General features: G+C 27.6%; 14 protein-coding genes. 12 read left to right on the top strand and 2 right to left on the bottom strand.

Going from position 1 to position 14691, the window contains the following annotated elements:
- Positions 1-610: 610 nt before the first annotated feature.
- Positions 611-838: a small acid-soluble spore protein Tlp gene (tlp, locus tag OIF33_RS07685; RefSeq protein ID WP_322503645.1), complete on the bottom strand. Its 228-nt coding sequence runs from the start codon at positions 836-838 to the stop codon at positions 611-613.
- Between the two features lie 483 nt (positions 839-1321).
- Here tlp and OIF33_RS07680 point away from each other — a divergent pair, with 483 nt between their 5' ends.
- Positions 1322-1678: an SdpI family protein gene (locus tag OIF33_RS07680; protein WP_322503644.1), complete on the top strand. Its 357-nt coding sequence runs from the start codon at positions 1322-1324 to the stop codon at positions 1676-1678.
- A gap of 344 nt (positions 1679-2022) precedes the next feature.
- On the top strand, positions 2023-3486 hold the full coding sequence (locus tag OIF33_RS07675; protein WP_322503643.1) for a sulfatase: 1464 nt from the start codon (positions 2023-2025) through the stop codon (positions 3484-3486).
- Between the two features lie 372 nt (positions 3487-3858).
- Here the strand turns inward: OIF33_RS07675 and OIF33_RS07670 are convergent, their stop codons facing one another.
- Positions 3859-4536 (bottom strand): ferric reductase-like transmembrane domain-containing protein, encoded by a 678-nt coding sequence (locus OIF33_RS07670; protein WP_322503642.1) that lies wholly within the window; start codon positions 4534-4536, stop codon positions 3859-3861.
- A gap of 274 nt (positions 4537-4810) precedes the next feature.
- Here OIF33_RS07670 and OIF33_RS07665 point away from each other — a divergent pair, with 274 nt between their 5' ends.
- The 10 genes from OIF33_RS07665 (at position 4811) to OIF33_RS07620 (ending at position 14245) form a co-directional block, all read left to right on the top strand.
- The gene (locus tag OIF33_RS07665) at positions 4811-5080 is read left to right on the top strand and encodes a hypothetical protein (protein ID WP_322503641.1); all 270 of its coding nucleotides are present in this window, start codon (positions 4811-4813) and stop codon (positions 5078-5080) included.
- 220 nt (positions 5081-5300) lie between these two features.
- The gene (locus OIF33_RS07660) at positions 5301-7232 is read left to right on the top strand and encodes a beta-N-acetylhexosaminidase (RefSeq protein WP_322503640.1); all 1932 of its coding nucleotides are present in this window, start codon (positions 5301-5303) and stop codon (positions 7230-7232) included.
- Positions 7233-7360: 128 nt separating this feature from the next.
- A complete protein-coding gene (locus OIF33_RS07655; RefSeq protein WP_322503639.1) occupies positions 7361-8560 on the top strand; it encodes a hypothetical protein in 1200 nt (399 codons plus the stop codon).
- Between the two features lie 197 nt (positions 8561-8757).
- Complete coding sequence (locus tag OIF33_RS07650) at positions 8758-8979, top strand: hypothetical protein (protein WP_322503638.1); 222 nt, start codon at positions 8758-8760, stop codon at positions 8977-8979.
- A gap of 656 nt (positions 8980-9635) precedes the next feature.
- A complete protein-coding gene (locus OIF33_RS07645; protein WP_322503637.1) occupies positions 9636-10274 on the top strand; it encodes a dihydrofolate reductase family protein in 639 nt (212 codons plus the stop codon).
- A 279-nt stretch (positions 10275-10553) separates the two neighbouring features.
- The gene (locus tag OIF33_RS07640; protein WP_322503636.1) at positions 10554-11018 is read left to right on the top strand and encodes a hypothetical protein; all 465 of its coding nucleotides are present in this window, start codon (positions 10554-10556) and stop codon (positions 11016-11018) included.
- A gap of 239 nt (positions 11019-11257) precedes the next feature.
- Positions 11258-11680, top strand: a complete 423-nt coding sequence (locus OIF33_RS07635; protein WP_322503635.1) for a MarR family winged helix-turn-helix transcriptional regulator — start codon at positions 11258-11260, stop codon at positions 11678-11680.
- A gap of 214 nt (positions 11681-11894) precedes the next feature.
- Positions 11895-12308 (top strand): EamA family transporter, encoded by a 414-nt coding sequence (locus tag OIF33_RS07630; protein ID WP_322503634.1) that lies wholly within the window; start codon positions 11895-11897, stop codon positions 12306-12308.
- 342 nt (positions 12309-12650) lie between these two features.
- Positions 12651-13328 (top strand): hypothetical protein, encoded by a 678-nt coding sequence (locus OIF33_RS07625; RefSeq protein WP_322503633.1) that lies wholly within the window; start codon positions 12651-12653, stop codon positions 13326-13328.
- Between the two features lie 179 nt (positions 13329-13507).
- On the top strand, positions 13508-14245 hold the full coding sequence (locus OIF33_RS07620; RefSeq protein WP_322503632.1) for a hypothetical protein: 738 nt from the start codon (positions 13508-13510) through the stop codon (positions 14243-14245).
- The last annotated feature ends 446 nt before the right edge of the window (positions 14246-14691 follow it).

The raw sequence follows: 14691 nt of genomic DNA, 5'->3' as shown, positions 1-14691 counted from the left end.
TATTTTGATTAAATATTGATTTTTAGCTAGTAATAAGCATAAACCTTACTAGAGGGATTTTATGATTAATTTAAAAAGCAATAATAAGTTAAAATATATGAAAAAAAGTGAAAAATTATTCCAATTTTTTTTGTTTTTATAGCTTAAAAATATTTTATAAAAATACCTACTTTTTTGATAAATTTTAAGTTAAGAGGAGATTAAAATAGGCGATTATAAGGTGGTACGACCAATTTCAGTTATCGAAATCGAAGTAGATAATAGATAGCATAAGTAAAGTGAATATTTTAACGAAATTAAAAGTTAGGTTAGAATAATGTGATAAAATAATTTGTTACTGTAATATATGTAAGTTTTTGTTCATTTTGAGAAGTTGTTAAATACTAAAGTTAGTGATAATATTTAAGACATCAGAAAGTATTAATTTATATTGTATATGTTTATGTGCGTATATGAAAAGCTATTCAGTGGGAGGAATAGCTTTTCTTTTTTACCTTAAGCTTTGTTTTATGTGAATGTTGATTTTAAGCTAGTTCTTCAGAACTAGCTTAAAATATGTCTTACTTTAAATTATAATAAATTTAATTTTTAAAATATTACCTGAAAGTATTTATTTAGAAGAATTTTTGTTGTGGCATGCTTCTTCCTTAATTTCATCAATCATAGAATCTAGTGCTTGTTCTCTTCTTTCGTTCTTTGCTTTTAGTTCAGCTCTAGTATTAGAATTATCTGTTGAGTTAATCATAGTTTCAGCTTCATGAATATTTTTAACTGTGTTATCAATATTGTTTTGAATCTTATCTACATTATCTCTTCTATCATCTGGATTTGGTTTCATAAAGTGGTTTCCTCCTTAGTAAAAATAAATTGCTTATAGATCTAAGGTCTCTTTGAAGAGAGGCATTCTCTTTAATTAAACGAAGTGACAACAATCTTGAGAGAGTTAAAGTTGATTGACTAAATCTATTTATTACACTTTTTAATAATTGTAAGAGATAGGCTATTAAGTCTTAGACCTATAAGCTTTTAAAAAGTAAGTAGTTTTGAAAGAAGGTATTAAAAAAACCCTCTTCATAACTTAGTATTTGCTTAATTAAATTTTATATGCAAAGTTTTCATTAAGTTTTTATATTTTGAAGAGTATTGCTTTAAAGAGAAGGAATTTATAAAAAAATAGCATAGGTAAATGAATTTAAGCTTATTTGGTGAATGAATTTGGTAGAAATTAGTGGTAATATTAAATATGTATGATTTGGAAAAATATGAAATTATAGTTGGATATAAGGTAGCTTTATTCTATTAAGGAAAGGAGTAAATATTTTTGGTTATAATTTTTATGGGAACAGTTATATTTGTTGTAGGCCTTATATGTAAGAAACTACATGATGACTACAAGGAATACCCAAATCTTTTTGTAGGATATAAACGTAAGTATGCAATGAAGGATAGAGAAACTTGGGAAGAGGCAAATAATTATATCTATAAACCTTCTTTAGTATCTTTTATACTTTCTGTGATTTTTACTTTAATACTAGAGAAGTTTAGTTTAGAAATTTCTAATTTAGGATATATTTTAGTAATAGTATTGGTTTTACTTGGCCCTATAATTTGTACAGAAATCCATATAAGAAGGTTTAATAAGAAAAGGGAAAGTACGCAATTAGATTTCAAAATATAATATTTTAATAATAATGTTCATTATCAAGAATACTGCGTAGTTAAAATATAATTTTAATATTGTAGAGTACTTTAGATTACAAAACGGCTAGAAACTTAAAATAAGCACTATATATAGTGCTTATTTTTTTTATTACAATTTTATGTTTTTATTTCATCAATTTTTCCTTAGGCTTTAATATTTAAAAAATTAAGGCTTTATTTTAATTAATTATCTTTATGACATTTTACAAAGTTTATTTAATTCAATATAAATAGAATTTTCACATAGGATTTTAGAGAGTTATGTTGAAGTATATAGATAGAGAGAATTGTTAATTCATTCTATTTAAAGGAGTTGAGAAAATGAGAATATTAATGCTAGATTTAGACACCTTGAGAGCTGACCATTTAGGTTGCTATGGGTATAGTAGAAATACATCTCCAAATATAGATAGCGTATCAAAAGATGGTATAATCTTTGAAAACTATTATTGCTCAGATGCACCTTGTCTTCCTTCAAGAGCAGCACTTATGTCAGGAAGATTTGGAATACATACAGGAGTTGTTAACCATGGAGGAGTTTGTGCTGATTTTAGAATTGATGGTGAGAAGAGAGATTTTAATGATAGCATGGGCTTTAATAGTTTACCGATGTTCTTAAGAAGTGAGGGTTTTTACACAGCATCCATAAGTACCTTTGCTGAGAGACATAGTGCTTGGTGGTTTAATGCAGGGTTTAATGAACTTCATAATGTTGGAGGGTGTGGTGCAGAGTCAGCAGAGGAAGTAACTCCAACTGTTTTAAGGTGGATAGAAGATAATGGGAACAAGGATAACTGGTTTCTTCATGTAAACTATTGGGATGCACATACTCCTTATAGAACTCCAGAAGAGTATGAAAATCCTTTTGAGGGAGATGGTTTTAAGAGATGGATAAGTGAAGAGAGATTCAATGATCATCGCAAAAACAAGATTGGTCCTCATGGAGCAAGAGAAATAGGAATGTACAATAGTGATACATCTCCAAGATTTCCAAAACATATAGGTGAGATTAAAAGTTACCATGAACTTATACAGTTCTTTGATGGATATGATTCAGGTATAAACTATATGGATTCTCATATTGGACAAATACTTAAGGCTTTAAAGGATAAAGGGCTATATGATGACCTTGCCATAATAATAACTTCAGACCATGGAGAGGCAATGGGTGAGTTTGGAATTTATGCAGAGCATGGAACTGCAGATTACGCAACAACTAGGATTCCAATGATAATAAAATGGCCAGGAGCTATGAAGGAATATAGAGATAGTGGATTCCACTACAACTTAGATTTAGCGCCAACATTAGCTGAGCTATTCAGTAAGGAGAAAAAAGCTTATTGGGATGGGCAAAGTTATGCCAAAAGCATTTTAACTGGAGAAGATGCAGGAAGAGATTACTTGGTTTTAGGACAATGTGCTCATGTATGCCAAAGAGCTGTTAGGTTTAAGGATTATATCTATATAAGAACTTATCATGATGGATATCATTTATTCCCAAAAGAAATGCTTTTCAATGTGGTGGATGATCCTCATGAAATAAGAAACTTAGCAGAGGTAAGAAGAGAGTTATGCATGGAAGGAGCATACCTTCTTCAAGAATGGCATGATGAAATGATGATGACTAGTGAAAGTGATGTTGACCCACTTTGGACTGTAATAAGAGAAGGAGGTCCTTATCACGCTAAGGGTCATTTAAAAGCATATTGTGAAAGATTAGAACAAACAGGAAGAGGATGGGCAGTTCCGGAACTTAAGAGAAGATATCCAGAGGAATTTAAATAGGAGTTTATTAAAAAGCAAACAAAGGAACTTATAAATAGTTTTGATGATTAAATGAAATTATAGAGTTTTTGCTTAGTAGTTTGAATTTATATAATTAAAGCTATTAATTTGTATATTATTATTTGAATAGTATGATTTTAGCTAAAAATTTTCATATAATGTTTTAAAAATTGAAATTCATTTAAATGTGCTCTTTAACTATTTATAAGTTCTATTGTTTTAAATTTATATAAATATTTTCTTATATTAAATGTTAGATAAGTATATTATTTAATATTTAATATTAGTCAAATATTAACTTGTCCATTTTTAGTATATTAAAAGTATAAGGTCTATTTATTCCTATATGTTAATAAATTTTATAAGCTAAAATTAAGCTTTAACTTTATCTTTAAAATACTTTCTTATGCGTAGGAAATAATATGCAAAGAATATGATGCTATATAATAGTATTTCAAAAAGCTTATTGGTATACTTTGGGATGTATAAAAGCATTATATGTATATATATTAGACCATAAAATAAATAGGCTGATCTTTGAATTCTTTTCCAAGTTTTATAAGGCAATCTTTTTCTTACACATTGAAATGAAGTAATCATTAAAGGGAGCATTAAACATATCATGATTAAGCTCAATAATGTTGCAAAAAGCTTATAATAGGTTAAAGAGTGTGGGTTAGTAAAGAAAGTAGGGAAATAATATATTCCGTATAAAATATTGTGTCCTAAGGTTAAAATGCAGGCTATTATTGAAAGCTCACCTCTTATAGCCATTAGGTTTTTCTTGTATTTAAAGGAATTACTTAAAGTTCCCGTGTACATTACTATAGTAAATAAGGCTAGTGAAAAAGTACTCTTAGAGAATATGCTTATTGTATATTTACTTATGTATTTCGGTACATAGTTATGTAAATCAGTTTTCATAAATACTATGAAAAATATAGCTATTAGAGTAGCTATTACGTAGAGTATTGAAGAATATTTTTTTATTTGTTTGTAATAGACAATACTCAAGAATGTTGTTATTAATATTGAAATTATAAGTAGCATTAGTCTACCTCCTTTGTTGTTATTGATAATCAATTTCAATTAGATTATATATTCAAGTTAACTTTTAGTCAATAAAAAATTCATTTTTTATAAAAAAGAATTTTTATTTATCATAAAATAAATTTTTAAGTAGGATATTTGAGTTTTATGTGGAAGTATATAAGAAACAGATCTTAAAAATTATTTTAGGAAAAGAGAAAATTAAATAAAAACTTATTAGAGTATATGTAATTGTTTATTTGTATAAGTATATAAGTGAGAATAGGGAGAATTTATGGGATTAGATGTTATGAGATGGGGTAAACAAATAAAGGCTGTATATGGTGTTAGTTTTTGGGTACTTACAATGTTGATAGTTTTAAGTGAGTATATAAAAGACCATATTAGATGGGTTATATTTATCCCATTAGGTGTTTTTGCGGTTGCATCAATATTAAATAGTTATTTAAGGGTTAAAGAGAATAATAGTAAGTCAGATATGACTACATTAATCTTAAATATGTTAGTAATTACATTTATATTCAGTGTTTTTATAATTATATAAAAATACGGATGGAAATTATACTATGGTTTAGATGAAAGCTGATTTTTAGCAGATCTTTTAGAAATAACTTAATTTTGTAAAGCATTTCTAATAGTCAGTTTAGATTAAAAAAGTGTCACATATTTATTAAGATATAAATTTTTGTTTTGAAGTAATTTGTACTTTAAAACATAAGTTTAAATTTATATAATTTCTAGATTAGTATGAGAGGAGAATAAAGATGAGAATTAAATTAGTTGGGTTAAATGAGGAAATGTCTGAGGCTGTTAGGGGATTAGAAGGGCTAATTGATTTTCAGCTTTATAATGAGAAAGAAAATGAGGAAGTAAGTCTAGTAAACTTAGAAAAGATAGATGTTTTAAAGCTTCCTGAGAGTTCAGAAAATGTCATAGAAGTGGTTAGAGGAGTAGTTAATGAAATAAGATATAAGGAGAAGCATCACTTTTTTAGGGCTTTAAGTTTATATCTTCAATTTGCTAAAAATGGAGAAGAGAGTTTTTCAAAAAGTGAAAAAACTTGTATTTACTCAGTCGGAGCAATGATAGATGCTTCAAGAAATGCTGTTTATCGAGTTTCAGAGGTTAAAAAAATCTTAGGGTACATGGCTTTAATGGGTCACAATAGATGTATGCTTTACACTGAGGATACTTATGAGGTTGATGGATATCCATACTTTGGATATATGAGAGGAAGATATACTAAGGATGAATTAAAAGAGATTGATGATTATGGATATTCCCTAGGTATAGAGGTTGTACCATGCATACAAACTCTAGCTCATTTAAAACAAACTTTAAGATGGTCTTATGGTGAAGGTATAAAGGATACTCATGATGTGCTTTTAGTAGGAGAAGAAAAGACTTACAAGTTTATAGAGGCAATGATTTCATCCTTAAGAGAATGCTTTAGAAGTAAGAATATTCATATAGGAATGGATGAAGCTTTTGATTTAGGAAGAGGTCATTATTTAACTAAACATGGACATGTTCCTCATCAGGAACTTATGGTAGAACATTTAAATAATGTTAATGAAATAGCTAAGAAATATAACTTTAAGCCAATGATGTGGGATGATATGTTCTTAAGATGTGGAGCACCAGATGGAGGATACTATGATACTGACATAGTAATAACTCCTGAAATAGCTAATAATATTCCAGAAGAGGTTTCATTAGTTTACTGGGATTACTATAATTCTGATGAAGAAAAATACAAAAAGCTTTTAGATATTAGGGATGCATTTAAAAATAATATTATCTTTGCAGGTGGATGTTGGAGATGGAGTGGCTTTGCACCAAACTATTCAAAGACTTTTACTACAACAAATGCTGCCTTAAATCAATGTAAGGCAAAAGGAATAAAAGAGGTCTTTGCTACTGCTTGGGGAGATGATGGATCAGAAACTCCAATATACTCAATAATTGTAGGGCTTATACTTTTTGGAGAGCATGGTTACTATGAGAATGTAGATGAAGAGTGGATAGATGAAAGATGTAAGGCTTTAACAGGTTTAAGTATGAGAGACTTTACTTCTTTAGAGGAACTAGATCTTGTTCCTTCAGTTAAAACTCCAAATATGGAAGTTTGTAATCCTTCAAAATATATAGCATATCAAGATATACTTTTAGGAGCTTTTGATAAGCATTTAGAGGAATTACCTTTAGAGGATTACTATAGGAATCTTTCTAAAAAATATGAAGAAATAGGGGAGAGAAGTGGTGATTTTAAGTCAATGTTTAAGATGTACTCTAAGTTTGCTGCTTATCTTTCAGTTAAGAGTGAGATTGGATTAGAAATAAGAAAGGCTTATTTAGAAAAGGATATAGACGCCTTAAGACTTATTGCCTATAACTTCATTCCAGAAATACAAGAGAAGTTAAAGAACTTCCACAAGAGCTTTAGAGAGCTATGGTACAAGGAATGCAAGGGTCAAGGCTTTGAGGTCATAGATATAAGACTTGGAGGAGTTATGGCAAGATGTGATTCTGCTATGTACAGAATTAAAGCTTATCTTAAAGGTGATATAGAGAAATTAGAGGAGCTTGAAGAGGAAAGACTTTATTTCTCAGAACACTTTGGAGGAGAGGATTGTAAGCTTATATGTTGCAATGAGTATCAAAAAATAGCAACTCAAAGCACTTTAAGCTGGTAAATATAGAAAAATATAGCTCTAAGACTTTAGATAAATATTCTAGAGACTTAGAGCTATTAATTTATAAGGTCTATGTTTAAAGTGAGTTTTAAAACAGAATAGTTAAATATTTTTATTGGGGTGATAAAATGGATAACAAGAGAGTAAATTTATATTTCTTTGGAGAAATAGGTATTTATGATAAATATAGTCCAGAATATGTGTGTAATAAAGAATTTGCACGAGAAATTTTATATATAATAGCAAAGAATAATCCTTATACAATATCTAGAGATGAAATTATCAATACTTTAGGAATAAAGGAGAAGCTATTTGATGAATTAATAACCTCTTTTAAAGAGGTAAATTTTATTGAAAGTAAAGATAATAGATATAAGATAAATTTCCCAGTATTTTTAGAAGAAGATTTAAAAGAATTAGATAAGTACTTATGTAATATTGGTAATCAAATAGGTGATATAATAATTGAAAATAAGGCTATAATTTATAATAAAATAGAGAATTTATCAAGCTTTTCAAATTTTAGTAAAGAAAGGCTTTTATATCACATAATATGTGATGATATCTTTGATGGAACAGCTATAGATTTCTTCGGAGATAAGGATATTTTCTGTACCTCAAAAAATCAACCTGATAATAGAGATTATTTAGTTATTGGTTATGAAGAAGGAGAAGAAATCGAATCTCATAGTAATAGGTTATTATGCAGTAGTAACAATTTTAGAAGTAAGAGCTTTAATTTTAATAGTTTTGGTGATGCCAATGGAAATAGAAAAGATATGTATAGATTTTTTAGGAAAAGCCAAAAAAAGCTTGAAGATGCTACTGACTTTAAAGAGTTAAACTTAGCATATATAAAGATTATTGAGAATAAAAATAGAGAAATAGCTGAAGAGTGTGGAAATTTAATTTTAAAAATACTAAATTCTAAGGTACAGTACTTAGAGTTAGATAAAAAAGAAAAGGATTTAGTAGATTTTCTTAAAGAAATAAATTATGTTAGTTTAGATAGTAAAAATGGGATTATTAAGTGTGAAGTTCCTATTTTTACAGAAGATGATAGGGTTATAATTAAGGAAATATCATCATTAGTTCTTAATGAAACCTTAGAACTTATTAAAAATTTCTTTATTGATTTTGAAAAAGGCAATAAAAATTTAATGGCATTAAAACATAAAGTGGATATTAAGGAAGTTGCTAATGAACTTTGGCATCAAATTTTTGGTCTTACTAATGAATACCTTGTGGAAACTGGGATCGTGGAAAAACCAATAGATATAAAAGAAGAGGGAAGATATTTAAGGAGTTTAAGTTTTTCTAACCAGTAGCTATATTTTAAACTATTATTGGCTTTAGGGTTAAATAAGGAGGAATTTAAATTGGAAAGCTTTAGCGAATTGTATGGTATATTAGAGCCATTTATAATGACTATTTTATTAGTGATTTTCTTAGTTTTTGTAAATAAATATTTCAAATGGAAAATAGGGAAATAAGTAAGGTGAAAATATAGGGGGAAATTTATTGTATGGACAGTAAAAACACTAAATTGCTTTTAGTAGGTTTAGGATCTTTTATGCTTGTACTACTTCAAGTGAAAGTGTTTCAGGATTCTATAGGGTTCTTAAATTTTGTTGGTATAACTTTAGTAGGGGATATATTCTTTTATTTAAGTGGACTTTTATCCTTTGTAGGAGTAGTTGTTTTCGTAATTACAGCTTTTAAGCTTATAAGATATAATGTTAAATGAAAATAAGGAGGCTATACCCAACGTTTCTCAGAAGGGGGAAATATAAAGGTATAGCCGTCTTCAATTTAAAAAGGCATATAGAAAATTTGAGAAATTAAGACTTTTAGGAGGTGATGAACATCAATCACAAAAATGGAGTCTTAACTTCTATAAGGATACACAGTTAGGTTTCCCTTAAAGGAATCTTTTATACTACATATTTGAAAGCTTACTTATGAATTCAAGAAAAGATTTTACCAAAGAGTATTTATTCAGTTTATATGAAATTTTAATTTAATTAATTTTAGTAGTAAACTTATATATAAGAAAGGGAAAACTTTCTTATATTTTAAGAGAATATTAATTTAGGCTTTGCTTTAAACTAGTGTTGATTTTTAGCTAGATTTTCAGGGATAGATTAATTTAAATATAGTCTAAAAATAAAAATACTTACTTTAGGAGGTGAACGTTGAGGTAATATGTATCTTTAAGTACACTTTAGAAGAGTTATTTTACGTAATTATTAATTGTACTGTTGAGATTAGTAATAAGTTTAAAGGCTTATTATTTATTTGGGAGTTATATGTTTAGTATAAGAGAATTATGATTACTTAAAATAGATTTGTAGATAAAGGATACTAAAAGAAAATATACATATTATTTACAACAAATTAGATATGAGTAAAGATAGAAAAGTAATATTATATATTGCACAAAGTTTGGATGGATATATTGCAAAGGAAAATGGAGATGTTAATTGGCTTGTAGGAGAAGGAAAAGAAGAGAATATAGACCATGGATATGAAGAATTCTTAAGTGGAATAGATACTGTAATCATGGGAAGAAAAACTTATGAGCAAATAGTTAATGAATTAAGTCCAGAAGTTTGGCCATATGAAGGCAAAAAAAGCTATATATTCACAAAAAATAAAATAGATGAGGAAGCTTTACTTGAAGAGAGTTTAAGAGATAAAAGCAATGATATAATCTTTGTTAATGAGGATTTTGGAAAGCTTTATAGTAAAACAAAAACTTACAATGATGATATTAAATTTATAAATGAGGATTCAAATGAGTTTATTGAGAAGATTAAAAGTGAAGAGGGTAAAGATATTTGGATTGTAGGAGGATGTGAGTTCATCGATACTTTAATGAAGAGGAATCTAATTGATAAATACATAATAACTACAATACCAGTTGTCCTAGGAAAAGGAATTCCTCTATTTAAGGAGGGTAACCCTGAAATCAAGTTAAAACTTGATAATGTGAAAACTTTTGATGGAATGATTATGAGTGAATACTCTAGAAGAGGATAGAATTAAATAAGGCTATTAACCATATTAGAAATCTTCTGTGATTAATAGCCTAGAAAAAGAAAAGGAGTACTTTAGTATATAAAAAATATACTTTAAGTGTTCCTTTTTTAGTTTATTAGGATTGCTTAAAGCTATTATAAGTAAGCTAAAAATTTTTATTTGACAATAATAATTATTGAGAGTAAAATAGTTTGCATAAGAACAAAGAGTTCTCATGCGAACCATTTTTGAAGGTTTAGCATTTAATAGATTAAGATGATTTTAGAGGAGATGACACCTATGGAAGGAATTAAAAAATTTACTCCAAGAGTTAGTAAGAAGGTTCTACTTTTTATAGCAGGATTAGTTTGGGGATTTGCAGGATTTAGAGTATTTACTTTAGGATTTGGAGATGTTATATCCCATCACGGTAACTTGATTTTTACAACTATTTTCGCTGCTATTGTATTCTTTGTATTTTTCAAATTTATATTTAGTAAGATGTTTAAAAAACATACAACAAGAATTGTAAATAGTGAACTTGATAAACATTGTGTATTTTCATTTTTTGATTTTAAAAGTTATATCATAATGGGATTTATGATTTTCTTTGGAATTACAGTTAGAAACTTAGGAATATTTAATCCAATTTACTTAGGAACTTTCTATATTGGATTAGGAGCAGCATTATTTATGGCTGGTGTATATTTCTTCGTAGGATTTTTCACATTTAACAATTTAAAAGTTAAATATAAAATAAGCTAATATTTAGTATTAAAAAAGATGATGGTGCATAGAGTTTAATAAACTCCATGTACCATTAATTTTATAAGGTTAAGAATTTAGAATATTTTTTAAACTTATAATTTAGTTTAAAGTGATTTTAATATCTATTTAGAATTTAGGATATACATAAAAATCAAAAGTGGTTTAAAATACGTTTTAAAGATTCAATAAAAATAAATTATGAGACACAAGGTGTTTTTAAGAAAAGAGGGATTTGTATGAATTATGATTCATTTGAAATAGCTATGCTTATAAAGGAAATTTACTCAAGCACTGTGGAGAAGGTTAGTGAGGGGCTTAAGGAAAGTGGACTTACTCACCAACAAATAACAGTTATTAAACTTATCGCTCACAAAGGAAAAGTTACAGTTAAGGAGCTTTGTGATGAAATGTCTCTTTCTAAAGGTACAGTTTCTGGTATTGTTTCAAGACTTGAAAATATGGGATATATTGAAAAATTTAAGGATGAAAAAGATAAGAGAAATACTTATATAATCTTTTCTAAAAAAGGAATAGACTTTGCAAGAACTTTCAAATATGATATAAACAATAGTTTTGATAGCATATTTGAAAATTTTACTCATGAGGAGGTTAAAGAAATAAGAGATGCTCTTTTAAAATTAAGAGATAAAATAAAATAACTAGTATAACTTAATAGATATGAAAAGGTAGGGATTTCATTTTAAGAAGCTCTACCTTTTTTATTATGATTTAAACATTATTTTGCATCTAATCTTTATAATATTATATTCTCTAAAGAATATGTTAATTTTAGGATTATTTTTATTAAAAATAAAATATTTATGATAAAATATGATAGTGATAATCTATTTCAATTAATAAAGGAGAAATAATATGTGGTTTATTTACGCTATGTTATCAGCTATATTTGCAGCATTAACTTCTATTTTAGCCAAGATAGGAATTGAGAATGTAAATTCAAATTTAGCTACAGCTATTAGAACAGTAGTTGTATTAGTATTAGCTTGGGGTATTGTTTTTGTTACAGGCAGTTTTAAGGGAATAAAAAATATTTCTAATACATCAATGTTATTCCTAATACTTTCAGGATTAGCCACTGGTCTTTCTTGGCTTTTCTACTATAAAGCTATTCAGGTTGGTCAAGTAACTAAGGTTATAGCTATAGACAAGCTTAGTATCATAATAACAGTAGTAATGGCATTCTTTATTTTAAATGAGGAAGTAACCATAAAAACAATTGGAGGAGGAATATTAATTTTCATAGGGACATTACTTATGGCATTATAGTTTTATTAAATTTTTTAGATTCTTTAAATGTGCTAATTAAGTCAGTATGTGTTTAATTTTGTTCTAAAACATATACCGACTTAATTTTATAATATTTATATATTACTTATCATAAATAGAGTATTTATTTTAAAAGAGATTAGTAAGAAATAAATATTAAGGTATATATTACTATATAAAAGCAAAATAGAATATTAATTGGAATATTCTGTTTTTTTAGCACCTCTCCCCTTTTTATAGCTTTTTAGAATTATAAAATGGTTAAAATATGGTTTGTAACTATAAGTTTGTTGATATATAATAATTGAAGGTTATTTTTAAATGGAGGAGACGACTTAAGGAATGGAAAATGAATTTGATATTGAGTTTAAAAGGTATTTATATCAGGTTTTAGGAAAGGACAACCTTCAAGAGTTAGAATACAGAGAAGAAGATGAAGATTGTTATTTAGAGGTTGGCAGTAAACTTTCCATAGACCTTTCAGAGGATATGGTTAGCCTTTTGACGGACAAGGATAGTCTCCTAGTTATTCTAAGGTTTCCAAGTGAAGCGAAGAAAAGTTTTAGAGGCGTTAGTAAAGGAAAAGTTGATTTTGGATTTCAGCTTTTTAAGAAGGAAGAATTTAATATGCACTATGATTTTGTAGGTTTTACTTTATCTATTAAGGATGCTGTAGATTATAGTGACATGAGGCTAGATTTTAATTTTACTCCTGAGGATTTTGAATTTTCAGAGAGGATGAACTATGCTTTAAATATAGTAGCTATAGATGAAAAGCATACTGTAAGAGCTATGAGACACATTAGACTTCCAAGGGAACTTTGTAAGATTATTAGAGAGTACTATGTGAAGATCACAAATGAAGAATATGATAGGGAGCTTGCTTTAGATGATATTGAGAATCTTGATTCAATACTTTTTGATGGAATAACTTCAAAGCAAGTGGAGGAGAGTTTTAGTCTTTATAGCTTTACAGATGAGCCAGAAAAGTCTACTTTGGATAAGTATATAGAAGACTAAAAAATAAATAATAATTTATTGGATAAGTAAATATTAAGTTTATGGTTTTACAGAAGACTGTATTAAAATGGGTTTAATTAAGTAACCATTTTGATACAGTCTATTTAATTCTCTGTACCAATAGGACGTTTTGGTATATAATGGTTTAAAATATTATTGTAATAAATGGGGAGGTTTTTATGATGGATGAGAAGCTTAGTGATGTCAAAGATTTCGTCAGAGAACTTATTAAAACGGAAGAATTCGAAGAGGAGTTTTTCTTAAGTAACCTTGATGAGGCTAAGGAAGAGCTTAAAAAGAATTCAGAGTTAGATGAGACTTATGATGATGAGGGGGTTATTGTTGGTATAGGAGATAAGACTTATATGGATATTAAAGGAGATAGTGCAATGATTCTTCAGAGTAAGGATGAATTTAACCTTTTACTTAGATGGGATAATTCAACATTAGAAGATCAGTTTGCTATTAACTTTGGAAAGATAGAACTTGGGTTTCAAATATATCCTAAAGAAGACTTTGAGCTTTTACGAGATTTTGTGGGCTTTACTCTTACTGTAGATGGAGTATTGGAATGTAGTGCATTTCCAGTTGATTTAAATTTTGCTTCTAATGATTTTTATCTTTCAGAGGATTTAGATTATACTTTTGAAGTTCTTTTAATTGAAGGAGAAGAAGGTATAGTAAGAGCTATGAGAGAAATAAAAATGCCAAGGGAACTTTGTAAAGTTATCAGACAGTGCTATCTAAAAATAAAAAGTGATGATTATGAGGATGTAGAAGGCGTAGAGGATAGAGTGAATATTCAATGGCATGTTAGAAAGCTTGGAGGAAAAGCTGTTGAGCACAAGTATGGAGTTTATAAGATGAAAAATGAAATTCAGCTCTCTAAGTTAAATAGTTACATAAAGCTTATATAAATTTGTATAAACTCACAAAAATAAGAAAAATAAATTTTACATATATAAGGGATAATTTAGTGGTATCTAGATTATCCCTTTGGTTTAGTACTTTTAGAGGAAGTGGTATTTTGTTTTAAAATTTTTACCAATTTATTCATTAATATTTTCTTAAGTTAAGAATATTTACTTATTATTCAAAATATGCTACTATTTTACTGAGATGGAAATAGGAGTGAAAAAATTATAGAAATGCATGTTAAATTATAGAGGGTGATTTTATAAGGGGAAAAAAGTATATTATTTTTTTGTGTTACAGAGGAGTAGAATTATAGGGGAAATAAATAAAAATTGCTTTATTTATAAGGTTAAAAGTAAAGAGATATCTGTTAAATAACAGTAGAAACTTCAAAGTTGATTATGATTTTACTTGATTTACTTTGCTAGATTAAATTAAAACAATTTAG

It is taken from the genome of Clostridium sp. LIBA-8841 (assembly GCF_034439435.1).
GTDB lineage: Bacteria > Bacillota > Clostridia > Clostridiales > Clostridiaceae > Sarcina.
The sequence above is the reverse complement of the archived record's forward strand: the minus strand, read 5'-3'. Positions and strand labels throughout refer to the sequence as shown.

Coding starts and splice junctions, on each gene's coding strand:
- tlp (WP_322503645.1), bottom strand. CDS start 838: ATGAAACCAAATCCAGATGATAGAAGAGATAATGTAGATAAGATTCAA.
- OIF33_RS07675 (WP_322503643.1), top strand. CDS start 2,023: ATGAGAATATTAATGCTAGATTTAGACACCTTGAGAGCTGACCATTTA.
- OIF33_RS07670 (WP_322503642.1), bottom strand. CDS start 4,536: ATGCTACTTATAATTTCAATATTAATAACAACATTCTTGAGTATTGTC.
- OIF33_RS07665 (WP_322503641.1), top strand. CDS start 4,811: ATGGGATTAGATGTTATGAGATGGGGTAAACAAATAAAGGCTGTATAT.
- OIF33_RS07660 (WP_322503640.1), top strand. CDS start 5,301: ATGAGAATTAAATTAGTTGGGTTAAATGAGGAAATGTCTGAGGCTGTT.
- OIF33_RS07655 (WP_322503639.1), top strand. CDS start 7,361: ATGGATAACAAGAGAGTAAATTTATATTTCTTTGGAGAAATAGGTATT.
- OIF33_RS07650 (WP_322503638.1), top strand. CDS start 8,758: ATGGACAGTAAAAACACTAAATTGCTTTTAGTAGGTTTAGGATCTTTT.
- OIF33_RS07645 (WP_322503637.1), top strand. CDS start 9,636: ATGAGTAAAGATAGAAAAGTAATATTATATATTGCACAAAGTTTGGAT.
- OIF33_RS07640 (WP_322503636.1), top strand. CDS start 10,554: ATGGAAGGAATTAAAAAATTTACTCCAAGAGTTAGTAAGAAGGTTCTA.
- OIF33_RS07635 (WP_322503635.1), top strand. CDS start 11,258: ATGAATTATGATTCATTTGAAATAGCTATGCTTATAAAGGAAATTTAC.
- OIF33_RS07630 (WP_322503634.1), top strand. CDS start 11,895: ATGTGGTTTATTTACGCTATGTTATCAGCTATATTTGCAGCATTAACT.
- OIF33_RS07625 (WP_322503633.1), top strand. CDS start 12,651: ATGGAAAATGAATTTGATATTGAGTTTAAAAGGTATTTATATCAGGTT.
- OIF33_RS07620 (WP_322503632.1), top strand. CDS start 13,508: ATGATGGATGAGAAGCTTAGTGATGTCAAAGATTTCGTCAGAGAACTT.